This is a genomic window from Candidatus Brocadiaceae bacterium, from assembly GCA_012728835.1.
Classification (GTDB): domain Bacteria; phylum Planctomycetota; class Brocadiia; order SM23-32; family SM23-32; genus JAAYEJ01.
This window is the reverse complement of the sequence record JAAYEJ010000062.1, coordinates 116,740-133,186: the sequence shown is the minus strand read 5'-3', so window position 1 is coordinate 133,186 and position 16,447 is coordinate 116,740. Positions and strand designations below refer to the sequence as shown.

14 protein-coding genes are annotated in these 16,447 nt (G+C 69.7%); 7 read left to right on the top strand and 7 right to left on the bottom strand.

Annotated elements, in window-relative coordinates:
- Nucleotides 1–59: 59 nt before the first annotated feature.
- Together GXY85_10125 and GXY85_10120 are read right to left on the bottom strand one after the other, a co-directional pair.
- Nucleotides 60–1,916 (bottom strand): hypothetical protein, encoded by a 1,857-nt coding sequence (locus tag GXY85_10125; GenBank protein ID NLW51180.1) that lies wholly within the window; start codon nucleotides 1,914–1,916, stop codon nucleotides 60–62.
- A 145-nt stretch (nucleotides 1,917–2,061) separates the two neighbouring features.
- The gene (locus tag GXY85_10120; protein ID NLW51179.1) at nucleotides 2,062–4,125 is read right to left on the bottom strand and encodes a sodium-translocating pyrophosphatase; all 2,064 of its coding nucleotides are present in this window, start codon (nucleotides 4,123–4,125) and stop codon (nucleotides 2,062–2,064) included.
- A gap of 363 nt (nucleotides 4,126–4,488) precedes the next feature.
- On the opposite strand from GXY85_10120, the gene GXY85_10115 reads away from it, so the two are divergent.
- Nucleotides 4,489–5,361 (top strand): sugar phosphate isomerase/epimerase, encoded by an 873-nt coding sequence (locus tag GXY85_10115; GenBank protein NLW51178.1) that lies wholly within the window; start codon nucleotides 4,489–4,491, stop codon nucleotides 5,359–5,361.
- Between the two features lie 75 nt (nucleotides 5,362–5,436).
- On the opposite strand, the gene speB is transcribed toward GXY85_10115, so the two are convergent.
- Both speB and GXY85_10105 read right to left on the bottom strand, forming a co-directional pair.
- A complete protein-coding gene (gene speB / locus GXY85_10110) occupies nucleotides 5,437–6,324 on the bottom strand; it encodes an agmatinase (GenBank protein ID NLW51177.1) in 888 nt (295 codons plus the stop codon).
- 2 nt (nucleotides 6,325–6,326) lie between these two features.
- Nucleotides 6,327–7,397 (bottom strand): deoxyhypusine synthase family protein, encoded by a 1,071-nt coding sequence (locus GXY85_10105; protein ID NLW51176.1) that lies wholly within the window; start codon nucleotides 7,395–7,397, stop codon nucleotides 6,327–6,329.
- Between the two features lie 191 nt (nucleotides 7,398–7,588).
- Here GXY85_10105 and GXY85_10100 point away from each other — a divergent pair, with 191 nt between their 5' ends.
- A complete protein-coding gene (locus GXY85_10100; protein NLW51175.1) occupies nucleotides 7,589–8,146 on the top strand; it encodes an arginine decarboxylase, pyruvoyl-dependent in 558 nt (185 codons plus the stop codon).
- A gap of 7 nt (nucleotides 8,147–8,153) precedes the next feature.
- Here the strand turns inward: GXY85_10100 and GXY85_10095 are convergent, their stop codons facing one another.
- The gene (locus GXY85_10095; GenBank protein NLW51174.1) at nucleotides 8,154–9,170 is read right to left on the bottom strand and encodes a Gfo/Idh/MocA family oxidoreductase; all 1,017 of its coding nucleotides are present in this window, start codon (nucleotides 9,168–9,170) and stop codon (nucleotides 8,154–8,156) included.
- A 193-nt stretch (nucleotides 9,171–9,363) separates the two neighbouring features.
- Between GXY85_10095 and GXY85_10090 the strand changes: the two genes are divergently transcribed.
- The 3 genes from GXY85_10090 (at nucleotide 9,364) to GXY85_10080 (ending at nucleotide 12,756) form a co-directional block, all read left to right on the top strand.
- Nucleotides 9,364–10,644 carry a DUF2088 domain-containing protein gene (locus GXY85_10090; protein ID NLW51173.1) on the top strand — a complete coding sequence of 427 codons (1,281 nt, stop codon included), beginning with the start codon at nucleotides 9,364–9,366 and terminating at the stop codon, nucleotides 10,642–10,644.
- Between the two features lie 89 nt (nucleotides 10,645–10,733).
- Nucleotides 10,734–11,642, top strand: coding sequence for a hypothetical protein (locus GXY85_10085; GenBank protein ID NLW51172.1), 909 nt, complete (start codon nucleotides 10,734–10,736; stop codon nucleotides 11,640–11,642).
- 88 nt (nucleotides 11,643–11,730) lie between these two features.
- Nucleotides 11,731–12,756 carry a hypothetical protein gene (locus tag GXY85_10080; GenBank protein NLW51171.1) on the top strand — a complete coding sequence of 342 codons (1,026 nt, stop codon included), beginning with the start codon at nucleotides 11,731–11,733 and terminating at the stop codon, nucleotides 12,754–12,756.
- Here the strand turns inward: GXY85_10080 and GXY85_10075 are convergent.
- On the bottom strand, nucleotides 12,753–13,436 hold the full coding sequence (locus tag GXY85_10075; protein NLW51170.1) for an endonuclease V: 684 nt from the start codon (nucleotides 13,434–13,436) through the stop codon (nucleotides 12,753–12,755). The genes GXY85_10080 and GXY85_10075 overlap by 4 nt on opposite strands.
- A gap of 81 nt (nucleotides 13,437–13,517) precedes the next feature.
- Here GXY85_10075 and GXY85_10070 point away from each other — a divergent pair, with 81 nt between their 5' ends.
- Both GXY85_10070 and rnc read left to right on the top strand, forming a co-directional pair.
- Entirely contained in the window at nucleotides 13,518–14,300 is a 783-nt protein-coding gene (locus GXY85_10070; protein ID NLW51169.1) for a hypothetical protein, read from the top strand.
- A gap of 136 nt (nucleotides 14,301–14,436) precedes the next feature.
- Nucleotides 14,437–15,225, top strand: coding sequence for a ribonuclease III (rnc, locus tag GXY85_10065; protein NLW51168.1), 789 nt, complete (start codon nucleotides 14,437–14,439; stop codon nucleotides 15,223–15,225).
- On the opposite strand, the gene GXY85_10060 is transcribed toward rnc, so the two are convergent.
- Nucleotides 15,174–16,313 carry a hypothetical protein gene (locus GXY85_10060; GenBank protein NLW51167.1) on the bottom strand — a complete coding sequence of 380 codons (1,140 nt, stop codon included), beginning with the start codon at nucleotides 16,311–16,313 and terminating at the stop codon, nucleotides 15,174–15,176. The two genes, rnc and GXY85_10060, sit on opposite strands and share 52 nt — an antisense overlap.
- Nucleotides 16,314–16,447: the final 134 nt, after the last annotated feature.

Here is a 16,447-nt window from a genome sequence, read left to right as displayed (position 1 = left end):
TTAGAGGCACGACGGTTCACGGCAGGGATGATACCAGAGGCGCACGGCACCTGCCAGCGCTACGGCACCCGTGCCGCGGATGCGACCTCCAGCAGGCCCCAGAGGGCCGGCTCGGCCGTCGGGGCCCAGGTGTGCAGTTCCGTGAAGAGGTCGCCGTCGTTGTCCCACACGCCGACGTTGAAGCGGACCGTGCCGGGCGGAGCCTCCCGCCCCAGAAGCGTCCGCCAGGGGACAAATGCCTCGCACGACCACGCCCGGGCGCCACGCGCCCGCAGAGCAGCCAGGCGGACGCCGTCGGCCGGGACGCCTTGTGGCCGCCTCTCATGCCATGGGGCGAGCAGGGCCTCCGGGCGGTCGCCGAAGGGGTACAGCACGACGGCGGAGGGGACCGCATCGGCCGGGCCAGGCGCAGCGGCTACAAAGAGGGCGTCACAGAGAACTTGCTCCCCTCGGAAGTCCGACACGCACGCGTCTTCGGCCTCGACGTGGAGGTAGAGGCCGTCCGGCGCCGACAGGATGCGCACGGTCGGCTCCGGCTGGCCCGTCTCGTAGGCGCTCGCGCGCCACACGGCCGTGGTCAGTACGGCGGCGTCGGCCCAGGCCGGCTCCTCGGCCAGTCCGTCCACGACGACAGCCGACCGCGCCGGAGCGGCCATTGCGCGCCGATGCAGCGGCACACGGCGTCGGAGCGCGATCGGCACCCGCCGCCCCTGACGGTCGACATACTCGTAGCACACCTCGACATCCGGAGGCACCAGTGCCCATGGACGGACCGCCTCGGCGTGCACCGGCAGGGACATCTCCACGGTCGCGCCGGCTTCGAGCGTGGTCGAAGGCGGCGGGGCGCCGAAGTCCCATCCGGCTCCGCGCGACAGGCCGCGGAGCGACACGGAGAGCGGCCGGTCCAGCGGGTTGTGCACGCGCACGCGCAACCGGTCGTCCACAGGCCCTCCGTCGGGGCTCGCGAGGGCCTCAGCGATGCCGGTCTCGCGTTCGGACTGGAAGCGGAGGGTCTCCGTGGCCCGGAAGTCGTCAAGCATCACGAAGTCGTCCCCCAGAACGGCGCCCGGCCTGACGAGCGTCAAACGGTAGCCGCCCGGCAGGATGCGGAGCAGGGAGTAGTGCTCGAGTCCGCCGGCGGCCTCGGGCGAGTAGCGCTTCCCGCCGGTCGCGCCGAGGACGTAGTGCTGGATGCCGTCGCGCGTGTGCGCCTTGTAGTAGTGATGGTAGTGACCGGCGAAGACGGCCCGGACGGGATGGCACGTGAGCAGTTCGTGCACCTCCTCCCAGCCGGAGTCCTCGTAATCCCAGAGGGGCTTGTGCATGAAGACGAAGACCTGCGAGGCCGTGGCGGCCGCCAGGTCGTCCCGGAGCCAGTCCATCTGGGCGCGGCTGAGTCGCGCGCGCGACTGCCGTTCCTCATCGCTGTAGAGGCAGACGAAGTGCGTGTCGCGATGGTCAAAGGAGTAGAAGAGCGGCCCGAACGCACGCGCATGCATGTTTTCGCCGCGCCGGTCCGCCGTGTCGCCGGCGCCGGTAATGACGTCGTGGTTGCCGGGCACGGGGAAGAACGGCGCCCGCAGAGCGGCGAGTATGGCACGGGCCTGGTCGACGTCCGCCTGCCAGTCCGCCATGTCCCGCTTGTAGCCGGGCACGATGTCGCCGATGTGCAGCACCAGGTCGGGGTCGAGCAGGTTGATCTCCTCGACGGCCCGGGCCAGCACCGTGAGGCTGGACTCGTCGCCGTTGGTCTGGTCGCCGATGATGGCAACCGTGAAGCCCGGCGCACGCGAGGGGGCGCGCAGGCGGGCGCCGCCTTCCGTGCCGGGGTTCAGCCAGGCGTCCGGGGCGTGTGCGCACCCTGCGAGCGCCACAACGGAGATCAGCAAGACGCGCAGCCGCCGGCATCCACGCATGGCGTTCCCTCCCTCGGCGGATCACGGGCGTTCCGGAAGGCATTCTACCGCGCCGTCCGGGGCGATGCAGCGTCCGGCGCGTACACGAGACCGCCCCGCCGGGTGGCGCCCTGCGGGGCGGGTCGTGCGCAATTGCGAAACCGTCTCAGCCGAGCAGGCCGATCGAGTATGCACCGATGATCGGGGCGAACACGAGCGAGACGACGGCCATGAGCTTGATCAGGATGTTCATGGACGGGCCGGAGGTGTCCTTGAAGGGGTCGCCGATGGTGTCGCCGACCACGGCGGCCTTGTGGGCATCGGAGCCCTTGCCGCCCAGGTTCCCCTCCTCGATCCACTTCTTGGCGTTGTCCCAGGCGCCGCCGGCGTTGGCCATGAAGATGGCCAGCAGGACGCCGGCCGCCGTGGCACCGGCCAGGAAGCCGCCCAGCGCCTTCGGACCGATCAGAAAGCCGACGGCCAGCGGGGCGGCAAAGGCCAGCACGCCCGGCAGCACCATCTCCTTGAGGGCGCCCCGGGTTACGATGTCGATGCACTTGCCGACTTCCGGCTCCGCCTTGCCTTCCATCAGACCGGTGATCTCGCGGAACTGCCGTCGGATCTCCTCCACCATGCTCCCGGCGGCCCGTCCGACGGCCTCCATGGTGAACGCGGCGATCAGGAACGGGATCATGGCGCCGAGCAGCAGGCCGACGACGACAGGGGCCTCGGTAAGGTTCAGCGCAAATCCGGAGTCGCCCCCGGCAATGGTGCTGCGATAGGCGCTGAAGAGCGCCAGCGCCGTCAGAGCGGCCGAGCCGATGGCGAAGCCCTTGCCGACGGCCGCCGTGGTGTTGCCCAGCGAGTCGAGCTTGTCGGTGATCTTGCGGATCTCCGGGCCGGCTCCGCTCATCTCGGCGACGCCGCCGGCGTTGTCCGCGATCGGGCCGTAGGAGTCGGTCGCCATCGTGATGCCGATGGTGCCCAGCATGCTGACGGCGGCCAGGGCGATGCCGTAGAGGTCGGCGAACCGATACGCCAGGGCAATGGCCAGGGCGATGGTCAGCAGGGGAGCGGCGGTGCTCTTGAAGCCGACCGCCAGGCCCGTGATGATGGTTGTCGCGGCGCCCTGTTCGCTGGACTTCGCGATGCGGCGAATCGGGCTGCCGCTGGTGAAGTACTCGCTCTCCAGGCCGATCAGCACGCCCGCGATCAGGCCGGCGACGATGGCCCAGAACACGCCGAGCCCGCCGAGGATCCAGTGCGTGGCGGCCGCCGAGCCGATGAGGAACAGGATGCCGGCGATGTAGGTGGAGTTCCGCAGGGCGGCGGCCGGTTCGCTGCGCTTCAGAACGCCCATCGAGGCCACGGCCAGCAGCGAGGCGACCAGGCCGATGCCGATCACGATCACGGGGAAGGCCATCAGGCGCATCATCGCCGAGGATCCGTCGGCGACCTTCACCAGGTTCGTGACGCCCGGGATGCCGGCGGCGGCAATCGCCATGGCGGCGACGACCGACCCAACGTAGGACTCGAACAGGTCCGCGCCCATGCCTGCCGTGTCGCCGACGCAGTCGCCGACGTTGTCCGCGATGACGCCCGGATTGCGCGGGTCGTCCTCAGGGATACCGGCCTCGACCTTGCCCACCAGGTCCGCGCCGACGTCGGCGCTCTTGGTGTAGATGCCTCCGCCCACGCGGGCGAACAGTGCGATGCTCGAGGCGCCCATGGCGAAGCCGTTGATGATCAGGGGGGCCGCCTGGAGATCGCCGCTCTTCAGGGCGACGAAGAAGAACCCCAGGCCGATGACGCCGAGGGAGGCTACCGCGATGCCCATGACCGATCCGCCCTGAAAGGCGACCGACAAGGCCTTCGGCGTGCCGCCGTCGATGGCGGCCTGGCAGGCGCGCGCGCCGGCACGGGTGGCCGCCTTCATGCCGAGCCAGCCGGCCAGCATCGAGGCCAGCGCACCGGAGAGGTATGCCACGCCTGTCTTCCAGCCCAGGCCCGGGGCGAAGCAGAGGGCGGCGAACACAATCGCCATGAAGACGGCGATGAGGCTGTACTCGCGCTTCAGGAAGACCATCGCGCCGGTGTACACCTTCTCGGAGATGTCCACCATCTTCTCATTGCCGGGCGAATGCCGCAGGACCCGGAAGTAGGTGACCACGGCGATCACGAAGCCAACCACCCCCAACCACGGGACGATCTGAAGGGCAGTGTCGAGCATTGCGCCCTCTCCTCACCATTGGTGTGTCTGCGCCGGCCGCGGGCTCTGCGGACCGGGACTGTGGACCCGCCGGGTGCGGACGCATCGTCGCCCCCGGCGCTGCACGTGCGGGAATGCCGCCGGGGCACGGTCCCCGGCGTTCAATCGCCCTTCGCGGGCGAATGATTCAGGAATCAGAGCGATATCGTACTGCGGCCGGGCGGGGTCTGTCAACTGCTTGCACGGGCGGACGATTCCGCCAAGTCCCTTGAACCGGCCGCCCGAGGCGTCATAATGGACCCCGAACCGGCAGACGGGCGGGGCCGCCACCCGCCGGGTGGACGGTCGGGATCAGACCTTCGGACAATGCAGGAGCGGAGACAGATGACGTATCCGATCATCATGCACGTCAACTACTGTGAGCAGGGCCAGACGGTCGAGGATATCTGCGCCAAGGCGGCCGCCTGGGGCTACGACGGCGTCGAGTTCCGCCGCAAGCGCAGCGGCGTCGAGGAGACGACCGAGGACTACCTGAACCAGCTCGAAAAGGGCGTCAAGGCCAGCGGGCTCAAGCAGGTGCTGTTCGGCTATCCCGGCCCCCTGCTGATCAAGACCGACGCCGGGGAGCGCGAACGCGAGGTCGAAGAGGCGATCAAGTTCTACCGGCACGTCAACGAGCGGTTCGGCGTCACAACCGTCAACCTGCTCACGGGCGCGCTGCACAACCCGGACAAGAGCGTGCCCTACTTCGAATACACGAAGCACGGCTCGTTCATCGTGACCGACGAGCAGTGGGCGTGGCAGGTGAAGGGCTGCCAGGACATGGCCGACGGCCTGAAGGGCGTGGACATCCGCTTCGGGTTCGAGACCCACATGGTCTACGTGCATGACACGGCCGAGGCGGCCCGCAAGCTCGTCGACGAGATCGACCGCCCCAGCATCGGCGTGAATCTGGACTACGGCAACCTGATCGGCTTCGAGAAGCGGCCCTCGTTGCCGGACGCCGTCAAGATGCTGGCCGACAAGCTCCACTACGTGCACCTGAAGAACGCCGCGCCCCTGCGGGGAGCCGGCGGCCTGCTCCCGACGGCGCTTGCCGAGGGCATGATCAGCAACCGCGAGTTCGTGCGACTGCTCATGGAGGTCGGCTACGACGGTCCCATCTGCGTTGAGGCCCCGCGGCCGGGCGACCGCGAGTGGTTCGCCGTGCAGGACCTGGCCTACCTGAAGGCCGTCCTGGCGGACCTGGGGGCCTGACCGGCCCCGGAAAGGAACGCGCAGCGGGCCCGCAGGGCGGCACGGCCGCCCAGCGGGCCCGTTCTCCATGGGGTGTCAGGCGCCGGCCGTCCGGCCGTGGGCGAACCGGAAGGCGAGGATCTTTGCCGCAAGCCTGGCCGCCGTCAGGTCACAGCCGGGGGGGTGGGGGGACGGCACGAACTCCACGACGTCGGCACCGAGCAGGTGCGCGTCGGGGGCGCCGGTCACCGCCCGGATCACGTCCATGGTCTGCCGCCAGCTCAGGCCGTCCGGCTGGGGCGTGCCCGTACTCGGAATCACCGACGGATCGAGCCCGTCGACGTCCACCGTGAGGTAGACGTCGCCTCGCAGCCCCTGCAGACGGGCCAGCACGTCCGGCCAGGCATCGGGCAGGTCGTGTGCGAAGTACGTGCGCACGCGCTCGGCGGAGCACAGGAAGTCGTGCTCCTGGCGCGAGAGGCTCCGGATGCCGATCTGCACGATGTGGGCGCCGCGGTCCCAGAGGCGCCGCATCACCGTGCCGTGCGACCATTCCTCGTCGTCCAGGCGGTCGATGAGATCCGCGTGCGCGTCGATCTGGACGATGGTCAGATCCTCGACCGCCGGCACGAGCCCGTCGACCAGCCCGTAAGTGACCGTGTGCTCGCCGCCCAGGCCCAGAACAAAGCGGCCGCGCAGGGCCGCAGCGGCCCGGCGCACGGCTGCCAGGCAGTCGGGCGCGTCGCCGTCGGCCTCGCACGGCGGCAGGGTATGCAGGCGCGGGCAGTCCTCGAAGTCGACCAGGGTCTCCTCGTCGAAGGTCTCCACCTGGTGGCTGGCGCGGAGGATGGCGCCGGGGGCGCGCCACGTCCCGCGGCCGTAGGATGTGGTGCGCTCGAACGGCACGGGCAGCACGAGGGCGTCGGCCGACTCCAGGCCGGGACTCGGCAGGCCCAGGAACTGATCGAGCACGACGGATGCCATCCTCAGGCCTCCCGCGGGCAGTCGTCCCGGCTCTCCAGGGCGGCGCGTACGAGCAGGGGCCAGGCGATCGTCGCGTCGCAGTAGACCTCGGCGAAACGGCCCCCGTCGGCGGGGCTGACGAACTTGCCCCAGGAGACGCCCTCGGTGTAGGTGCACCCGCTCAGGCCGCCCCAGTGGACGGGCTCGGGGCAGATGCGCACCCCGTACTTGAAGCGCGGCACGGGCAGTTCCGAACCGACGCGCATCTGCATCAGGTCGAAGTAGGGGCCGATCTGCTGCGCCCAGTTGCGCGGGACGCCGCCCCCGATGGTGACGATGCCCAGGGTGCGGACTCCGGCGATCCGGCGGGCGTAGTCGAACAGGTCCAGAAACGGGTTGAAGGGCGGCGGCGCGGCCGCGAACAGGTCGGCGTCGGGCCCGTGCTCGGCCCGGTGTCGGCCCAGGGCATAGGTGGCCAGGTCCAGCCCCAGTTCGGAATCCGTGAAGGCCGGCACGTAGACGGGCACGTCCTTCCTGCAGGCCCAGCCGAGGATGCTGGGCATCTGGTCGTGGTCCAGCAGATACTGCCCGATGGCGCGGGTGATCCGGTGCGAGCAGGTCGGCCGGGACCAATCCAGGCCGTCGAGCACCTGGCGCATCACGGCCTCGTTCTCGCAGAGGTTCTCCTCGGTCTCGATGGTGTCGTATACGCGGTTATAGCCCCATTCGTAGAGCTGCCTGTCGGAGATGTGCGGTTCATGCTTGTAGTGCAGCCCGCCGATCGCCTCGGAGAGTCCGTGGGCCATGATGGCGCCGGTGGAAATCACGATCTGGGCCAGGTCCGCCTCGATCATGTCGCAGAGCACGCGGCCCATCTTGGCGATGGTCATGGCGCCGGAGATGGTCACGACGATGGCGCAGTCGGGGTCCTCGTCCATGGCATGCAGAACGCCCAGCGCCTCGCCGAGCGCGCGGCCCCCGAACGCGGTCTTCGACATCGCCTGCAGCATCTCGGCGAAGGAGTTCGCCGAGCGGACATCCAGTGACTCCAGGGGCACGAGGCCGTCCTGGCGACCGTCATGCAGTTCTCTCATCTCCGTGCGGCCTTTCTGGTCCGTGGTCCCGACGGCGATACGTCTCCCGAGCACCATCTGACGGCAAGCGGCGTGCCGTGTCAAACGCCGGGACGGCAAGCGCCCGAATCGCTTGCGCGCGGGGGCCGGCGGCGTTATCGTGTATGGCTGCTTCCTGCCGTCTGGCCATCAACACGTCGGAGGAATGCCGTATGTCTACCGAAGCTCTCGTCCCCCGGGAGGTCTTCTTCACCAAGGGTGTCGGCGCGCATCGCAACCGCCTGCAGAGCTTCGAGCTGGCGCTGCGCGACGCGGACATCGAGAGGTACAACCTGGTGCGTGTCTCCAGCATCCTGCCGCCGCAGTGCAAGATCGTCGGCAAGCAGCGGGGCATCAGCCAGTTGCGGCCCGGGCAGATCGTGCACGTGGTTCTGGCCGAGGCGTCCACCAACGAGCCGTCAAGGCTCGTGGGCGCCGGCATCGGCCTGGCCCAGCCGGCCAAGGGCGACCAGTACGGCTACATCTCCGAACACCATGGATTCGGCATGAAGCAGAAGGTCCTGAGCGACTTCGTCGAGGACATGGCCGCAACGATGCTGGCGACGACCCTGGGCATCGAGTTCAACCCGGAGACGGCCTACGACGAGCGCAAGGAGATCTACCACATGTCCGGCAAGATCGTGCGCACGCGCGCCTGCACGCAGACGGCCGAAGGGGAGAAGGGCGGCCTCTGGACGAGTGTCGTCGCGGCCGCCGTCTTCGTCCACTGATCGGCGTCTATATCAGGCTGGCGTTGAGCAGGTCGACGAACCGGAACGTCTTGACGGCGTCGGCGATGCTCGTCTCCGGCTGCGCGCCCCGGCGCACGCACTCGAGGAAGTGCATGTCCTCGTGGTAGAAGCCGTAGTAGCGGTGGAACTGGTCGCTGCCGGCCAGTTCCTTGCCGTCGAGCGTCTGCAGGCCGTGCCCGCCGGTGCCGGTGGCTGCCAGCGAGTAGCCGCCCTTGCCCTCGGTCGTCATGATCTGCGCTTCGCACTGGGCGCCGCCCATGCCCAGGTTGATGAACGCGCTGGCGCCCGGGCCGTGGATCTCGAAGGTGTGCGTGCGCCCGCCGGTCTGGTAGTTCGCCTTGACGATGCCCGTCACGCCGTTGTCGAACCGCGCGACCGAGTTCCACATGTTCGGCACGATGTCCTCGACCTGGTTGCGCACGGTTGCGGCCTTGACCGCGGTTCCGTCGGCCATCCAGCGGACCAGGTCGATGGCGTGGATGGAATCGGAGTCGAAGGCGCTGAGGCCGCCCTTGTCGAAGGCCGCCGTCCCGCACTTCATGAAACGGCCCTCCACCTGGGTGATCGTCGTGAGGCTGCGCATCGTGTCCACAACCTGCCGAACCAGGGGGATGTGCCGGCGGTTGAACCCGACCTGCAGGATCTTGCCCGTCCTCTCGGAGGCGCGAAGCAGCCCTTCGGCCTGGAACGAGGTGACCCCGGGGGGTTTCTCCATGAAGACCGGCAGGCCGGCCTCGAGGCAGTTGACGGCCACGTGGAACAGGTTCGCCGGCTCGACCAGCACGTAGGCCGCGTCGAGCTCCTCACGCGCCAGCATCTCGTGGTAGACGGTGTAAATGCGCGGAATCGAGTAGCGCTCCGCCTGCTCGGCCGCCCGCTTCTCGACCAGGTCGCAGATGGCGGCGATCTCCACGTCGGGAAGGTCGTTCAGCGACGGCAGATGCACACTGCGCGCGATGCCGCCGGCACCAATCACGCCGACTCGCAACTTGTCCTGGCTCATCCGTAGGTCCTGCCGGGTGTGATGAAATGATACGGGGCTGCCGTCCGACGACGGCTACCGCAATCGTACCCATCGCGGCGTGGGATATCAAGGACGTAGCGGAGCGAAGGGCCGGACGGGATGGCACCGTGCGGCCGCCGGGCTATAATGCCGGCAGCGAGTCGAGCTCTTCCTGGCTTCGATGAGGACGACGATGCCGACACTCATGTACGGGACGCGACCGATCGACCTGAAGATCCCGCGCGAACGTCTCCGGCTGGTGGATGCGGCCGACGCCGGCACCCCCCGTGCGCCGCTCGAGGCGCTGCGCGAGAGCACGCGGGCGCCTCTGGCCGGCCCCCCGCTGCGCGAACTGGCGGCCGGGCGGCGGGTGACCTGCATCGTGGCCGACGCGACGCGGTCCGAACCCCACGACGCGCTCATGCACGCGGTGCTGGAGCACCTGGCCGGGGCGGCGTTCGTGCGCTGCATCGTCGGCACCGGGACACACGAACGCTTCAGCGGCGGCAACCGCCGGATCGTCGCCTCCTTCCGCTCGCTGGCCTCGCAGATGGGCATCCCGCACGCGATCACCATCCATGACTGCCACGACGCCGCCCTGCACGTGTCGCTGGGCGTCACGCCCCGGGGCACGCCCGTAGAGGTCAACCGCGAGGCCCTCGATGCCGACCTGTTCGTCGTGACGGCGGATGTCAAGAACCACTACTTCGCCGGCTACTCCAACCCCTTGAAGAGCTTCCTGCCGGCGATCAGTTCCTTCGCCGCCGTGGAGAACAACCACAGCTTCGCCCTGGCGCCGGACGCCGCGTTCGGGCGCCACCCCTGGCACCCGGACCCCGCCCGGCGCACGAATCCGGTGGCGGAGGACATGCTGGACGCCATGCGGATGGTCGTGCGGGACAGGGCGGTGTTCGTGCTGGCCGGGGTGACCGTGCCCGAGGGCGTGCTCTGGTCGGGGGCCGGCGAGGCCGAGGCGGTCACGCGCGAGGCGATCCGGCAGGTTGACCGGCGCACCAGCGTGCGCGTGGAACCGTGCCGCTTCCTGATCGTCTGCCCGGGCGGCCACCCGGAGGACGAGTCCCTGTACAACGCGCAACGCGGTCTGGAACTCTCGCGGACGGCCGTGCGGGCCGGCGGCGAGGTGCTGCTGCTCGCCCGTTGCGAGAAGGGCGCGGCCCCCACCGCGAAGGCCCGCACGGAGTTCTACGAGCGCCTCACGGCCCCCCTGGACGAGGTTATCGCCGGCCTGGAGGCACGCTACGTGTTGTACTCCCACAAGGCCTACAAGTTCGCCCGGCTCATCCGGTCGCTGGCCCGCATCACGCTGGTCACCGACATGCCCGAACGGGAGGTGCGGGCCGCCCACCTGGACTGGGCGGCGGACGCACAAACCGTGGTGAACCGCTGGCTGGCGGAGTCGGACGAGCCGATGCTCGTCAACCCGCGCGCGAACAAGGTGGCCTTGCTGACCTGACCGGCCGCCGGCCGCTGCGGTGTTTGCGCGGAGGCGTGCGCTCCGGTAGACTCGGAGCGTTCACGCGGCGTCTTCTGGGAGGTCTGGACTTGGGCGGACGGGAGCAGGAGGTCGTGTACGCCGGGTTTACGATGGACTGCCTGCCCGCGGGCGGGCGGGGCGAGGTGCGGGGGGCGGACCGCTGGGACCGGGCGGAACGCTCGGTCGCCGCCTTCGCCGAGGCCCTCGCGACGGAATCGATGGGCGGCACGTTCTTCATCGCGCCGGAGGCCCTGGCCCGGTTCGAATCGGTCATCGCCGACCTGCGTTCCGGTGGCTGTGAGGCCGCCATGCTGTGTCACCCCCAGTTGTCCGGCTACCAGAGCTACCTGGGCTCCTACAGCTTCGACCGCCAGCGGGAGATCATCAGCCTGGCCCGTCGGGAGTGGGAACAGAGGCTGGGGGAGGCCGCGACGACCGTCCGCCCCGGCTTCTTCAGCGCCAACGACTACACCTTCCACGTATTCTGCATGGAAGGGTTCACCCAGGGGAGCTGCTCTCTGCCGGGCCGGCTGGACGGCGACCAGTGCAGCATGTGGACGGGCAGCTATCCGTTTGTGCGCCACACCGATCCGCTCGACCGGACCATGCCCGGCACGATGGAGTTCCTGGAACTGCCCGTGACCAGCGACTTCCAGGCCGCCTCGTACATCACCCACGGGACCTACACGCCCCCGCACCTGCGCATCGAAGAGCCGGACGTGCACGGCTATGCCCGCACGCTCGTCGAGCGCCAGATCGCGGCGATGGAGGAGGAAGGCGTGCCCCTGCGGCTCGTCAACTTCGTCACCTCGAACCTCGTGGGATGGGGCGAACCGGACGACCCGCACGTCGAGCGCCTGCACAACCTCTGCGCCATGCTGCGCGAGGTGGCCGACCAGCGGAACCTGCGACTGGAGTGGGCGCCGATGTGCGAACTCCACGCCGTTGTGGATCGGGCGCTGGGCGTCGGGCCGTAGCCGCCCGCCCGGCGGACTTCTGCGCCGCGCAAGAGGAGTTCTTCAACGGGCCGGCGGGGCATACGGACGGACCGGAGGGTCAGAAGCCATGACAGACGAAGCCAGCGATTCGGGGCGGCCGGGCGACGTGGTGCTGCGGTGCGGTGGCTGCGGGGCGGCCATGCGGGCACGCGGCCCCGACGCGGTACGTCAGTGCCCCCGGTGCCGCAGTACCGACCTTCGCGAGCTGCCGGTGCCCGGCGGGGCCTTCGAATACGCGTGTGCCGACCGGCGCCACGGCACGACGGCGGCCGACGTGGCGTTCGCCGAGTGGGCCAAATGGTGCGGCTACGTGACGCCTAACCAGTACAACACCGCCATGCATCGGCAGAACAGCGAGCAGCAGAAGACCGGCGTGGCGCGGCCGATCCACGAGGTGATGATCTCGATGGGGCAGATCGACCCCATGCGGGCCGAGGGACTGCTGCGCTTCCTCTGCCGCAGCCGGCCGGACGAAGACGATGAGGACTTCCTGGCCCGGCTGAAGGGGCTCGACGAGGTCGATCCCGAGAAGGTCCGTGCCGTCGCCGAGCTGCAGCGGAGGATGGCGGCCCGCCGCCATGAGGTGCCGCCCATCGGCCAGTTGCTGGTGCAGCGACGCGTCCTCACCGAGGTCCGGATGCTGGAGGTCCTGCGTGCGCAGACGGCCGACGGACGCGGGTCGCTGCAGAGGGCGCTGGCCATGAGCCAGCCCCCGCCGAAGGAGACGGCCGCCGGGCGGGTGCTGCGGAAGGCGACGGGGTCGCCCGCCGTTCTGCGCGGCATCGCCGTGGCGGCGGTCCTGGTCATGGCCGCCGTCGGCGTGTGGGCGTGGCGGTTCCGTGAGGAGCCGCTCTACGTCCTGGGCCGCTGCACGAACTGCGAGGCCGTTCAGAAGGTCGAATGGAGCGCCTATGACTGGCCGGTCGTGTGCGCCCGGTGCGGCCGGAAGACGGTCTACTACGCCGTCGTGTGTCCGAACGGGCACGTGTACACGCGCGCGTTCCCCTTCACGAACGAGCCCTGCCCCGAGTGCGGCGCCGACCGCGGCCGGCCGCTCACCGAGCAGGATCTGCGTCGCCCGGTCAGCCGCTAAGCCTGCAGGACCTCCCGCTTGTACCGTGTGACGGCCGCGTGGGCGCAACGGGTGGGCTCGGGCAGGCGACAGCCTCGACCGCAGTCCAGCACGATCCGACGCGCCGAGGGGAAGTCCGCCCGGTGTCCGGGGCTGATGAACAGGGGCTTGACGCCGTCGCGGGTGCGCAGCACCTCGCCGATCTGCTCGTCCCCGTCCAGGAGCGCTGTGGCATCCCCGCGGCACGGGCCGGGCATCTCATGCTCCCCGAGCAGGCGGCTTTTGGCGCACCCGACGGTGGGCAGACCCAGCCACAGCCCCATGTGCGCGGCCAGTCCGAGCCGGCGGGGATGCGCAATCCCCTGGCCGTCGAACAGAACCACGTCCGGGACGCGCCGCAGGCGTGCGAACGCCTCCAGCATCACGGGGCCCTCGCGGAAGGTCAGCAGTCCCGGCACGTAGGGAAACGAGGCCGGCCCCTCGGCGGTGACCTCCTCGACCAGCGCCATGTCCGCCGCGTGGAAGACCAGGACGGCCGCAAGCACACGACGCCGACGGCGGTCAAACGCGACGTCGGCCCCGCCGACCAACCTGGGGGCCTGCGGAAGGGGCGCCTGCTCGACGCGCGCGACCAGAGCCGCCTGGATGCGCCGCGCCTCGGCGGGGTCGCTCGTCCATTCATGCAGCGGGGGGATGATCATCGGGAGTCGCCTTTCACGCCCCGGTAGTGTAACATGTCGTCAGCGCGTCGTCACCGCTTGCCTCAGATGCGCGGGGTGTGCATGTCGGATCAGGAACAAGGACGGCCCGAGGATACCCTGGCATTCTGGCGCGGTTGTCTGCACGAACCGCTGTATGAGCTGGCCCACCGGTACCTGGGGGCGGTCGAACCGGCGCTGCATGCGCGCATCGGCTCCTACGGGGCCCTGGCCGGTCCGGCCCGCCACATCGTGCGGGCGGGCGGGAAGCGGATCCGCGCGCTTATCCTGATGGCCGTCTGCGAGGCCGGCGGAGGCGACTGGCGGACCGCCGTGGACGCGGCCGTGGCCATCGAACTGATCCACACCGCCAGCCTGATCCACGACGACGTAATCGACGGCACGGAGGATCGCCGCGGCGTGCCGTCCGTGCACGTCCGGTTCGGGCCGGCGGCGGCCCTGTTGACGGGCGACCTGTTCTGCTTCGATGCGTTCCTTCTGGCGGCCCGCGTGCCGGAGGCCGCAGCCGTGCTGGCGGCGGCCTGCAAGGAGATGTGTCTGGGCGAGGCCATGGTGGAAGGCCAGTGTGTCGCGGAGATGAAGACGGCGTCGCTCTTCGGGGCGGCCGCGGAGGTCGGGGCGCTCGCGGCGGGCGTCAACGACCGGCGGCGCGCCATGTGCCGGGCCTACGGACGCCACCTGGGCACGGCCTTCCAACTGCGCGACGACCAGATCGACGAAGAGGGAACGGCCGACCCCGCTCCCTACGCATTGCAGGCGCAGGCCAGCCTTGCCGACATGCCGCCGTCGGCGGCGCGGGTCCTGCTGATGGCCCTGCCGCTGGAGGCCGTCCGCCGCAACGTCTGAACCGGTCGCCGGCCCCTGTCTCCGGCGTCCGTGCGACGGCGCCCTGTCGGCACGAGGCAGGGCCGGCACCGGACGGTCGAGACGCGGTGGAATGGTCTGGGATTCGGCGAGTTGCCCGGGCCTGAGGGTGGAGCACGTGTCTGCGATGAACGGCGATGCGGATCGGGAACCGGGGACGGCGCGAGACGGTGCCGGTGGCTGCGGCGATGAGGACGAGTTCGAGCGGATCGAGCGAGTCCTCGGATACCGCTTCCGGGAGCGGGGGCTCCTGCGCCATGCGCTGACGCATGCGTCGGCCGCCGGTCCGTCGCAGCCATCGAACGAACGTCTGGAGTTCCTCGGCGACGCCGTTGTGGGCATGGTCATCTCGGACTACCTGTTCCGGAGCGCCCCCGAGATGCCCGAGGGCCCCATGACGGTCATCAAGTCGACCGCCGTCAGCCGCCGCACCATGGCCCGGGTGGGAAGGGCACTGGGATTGCCGGATTTCGTCCGGGTCGACGAGGGCCTCCGGAAGCGGGGGGCCTATCCCCAGTCGATCGTGGCCAACGTATACGAAGCCCTGGTGGGCGCCATCTACCTGGACGGCGGCATACAGGCGGCGTCGGCCTTCATACTCAGCACGCTCGAGGTCCACGTGAGCCGGGTGCGCAGCCGCGGGCGGGCGGCCAGCGCCAAGTCGACGCTCCAGGAGTGCACACAGGGCGAGGGCCGTGAACTCCCTCGCTACGAGATACTGCGCTACGAGGGCCCGGAGCATGACCGCAGGTTCTTCGCGGCCGTGTACGTCGGCGGGGAGGAGCGGGGCTCCGGCTCGGGCGCCACGAAGAAGGCGGCCGAGGAGCGGGCCGCCCGGGAGGCTCTCCGGCAGTTCTACGGCGATCCGGACGATCCGGGGCGGCCGGCCGACCGGGAACGGCAGTAGTCGCCGATCCACCGCAGACGCTCCACGGCGCCCTCGCCCACGCCCTCCGGCAGTTCGTCGGAGATGCCCAGCACCAGGCGCGGGTGGAACATCTCCACCACCGTCTCCACGCACTCCTGAAGCTGCCCCATCGAATAGTGCGGCAGGAAGAGCACGGCCGGGATGCCGTCCAACAGCACCTTGTCGCCGATGTGGTCGCGGATCTGCTCCAGTGTCACGTCGCCCTGCGGGCTCGGCGTGAGGGCCTCCAGGCCGTCGAACGGCAGGGCGGCCAGGTACGGCAGCAGCGACGCGAAGTTGCCGTCCAGGTGCATGTGCGTGAAGACGCCGCCGCCCCTCAACTGCCCGGCGCGCTTCTCATACCAGGGGATCAGGTAGCGCTCGAAGTAGGCGGGCGAGAGCAGGCTGTCGTGGATGTTCTCCCCGAAGTTCACGATGTGCACCTGTCCGGAGGCGACGATCTCCTCATACAGCACGGCGTAGGAGCGGTCGATCACGTCCATCACGTCTGCGATCTTCGCGGGCTCGTCGGCCAGCGCGTAGATGAAATCGTCCAGCTTCATCCACTGCTGGCAGAGGGCCTGGTACGGGCTCTTGGGCACCCAGAACTGGGGCTCTCCGCGCTCGCCGATGAAACGGCTGCCCATCTGGAAGTTCTCGGGCACGAAGTGATACGTCGTTCGTTCGAACAACCAGCGCAGCTTGGGCAGGTCGGCGGCGGTCTTGACCGGGTAGTCGACCGTCCGCCACATCCTGTCGACGGTCTCGTGGTCGCGTCGCACCAGCTCGCCGTGCGGCGTGGCGATCACCGTCAGCGTGTCGCCGTCCGCCAGCACCTCGCGCCGTACGTGCACGCCCTCCGCGTAGTCCTCCCGCACGGGATCGGGCATGCCCGTGTAGAAGTGCACGTAGCGCATCGAGAGGTCGAGTTCGTCGTAGACGTCGCGCAGGGCCATCCCGCGGAAGCACTCCGGCAGGGTGCCGAACAGCGTGTGCCAGGCGAACCACGGCTCCATGCGCGGCTGCCACAGGACGCGGGGGACGGGCTCGCCCCGGAATATCCGCAGGTTCAATTCGCGCTTCGTCACGGACGTCCTCCACGGAGGCTCGCTGAGGATACGCACCGGGCGTGATTGACCGTCGCCAGCCGGCGGCACTATAATCCATCGCCGACCAGGGCAGGGTCAAGGGCGGGCCGCTGTCTGCGGCGTGTCGTCTTCGG

Coding starts and splice junctions, on each gene's coding strand:
- GXY85_10120 (NLW51179.1), bottom strand. CDS start 4,125: ATGCTCGACACTGCCCTTCAGATCGTCCCGTGGTTGGGGGTGGTTGGC.
- GXY85_10095 (NLW51174.1), bottom strand. CDS start 9,170: ATGAGCCAGGACAAGTTGCGAGTCGGCGTGATTGGTGCCGGCGGCATC.
- GXY85_10105 (NLW51176.1), bottom strand. CDS start 7,397: ATGAGAGAACTGCATGACGGTCGCCAGGACGGCCTCGTGCCCCTGGAG.
- GXY85_10080 (NLW51171.1), top strand. CDS start 11,731: ATGACAGACGAAGCCAGCGATTCGGGGCGGCCGGGCGACGTGGTGCTG.
- GXY85_10075 (NLW51170.1), bottom strand. CDS start 13,436: ATGATCATCCCCCCGCTGCATGAATGGACGAGCGACCCCGCCGAGGCG.
- GXY85_10125 (NLW51180.1), bottom strand. CDS start 1,916: ATGCGTGGATGCCGGCGGCTGCGCGTCTTGCTGATCTCCGTTGTGGCG.
- GXY85_10070 (NLW51169.1), top strand. CDS start 13,518: ATGTCGGATCAGGAACAAGGACGGCCCGAGGATACCCTGGCATTCTGG.
- GXY85_10100 (NLW51175.1), top strand. CDS start 7,589: ATGTCTACCGAAGCTCTCGTCCCCCGGGAGGTCTTCTTCACCAAGGGT.
- GXY85_10090 (NLW51173.1), top strand. CDS start 9,364: ATGCCGACACTCATGTACGGGACGCGACCGATCGACCTGAAGATCCCG.
- GXY85_10115 (NLW51178.1), top strand. CDS start 4,489: ATGACGTATCCGATCATCATGCACGTCAACTACTGTGAGCAGGGCCAG.
- speB (NLW51177.1), bottom strand. CDS start 6,324: ATGGCATCCGTCGTGCTCGATCAGTTCCTGGGCCTGCCGAGTCCCGGC.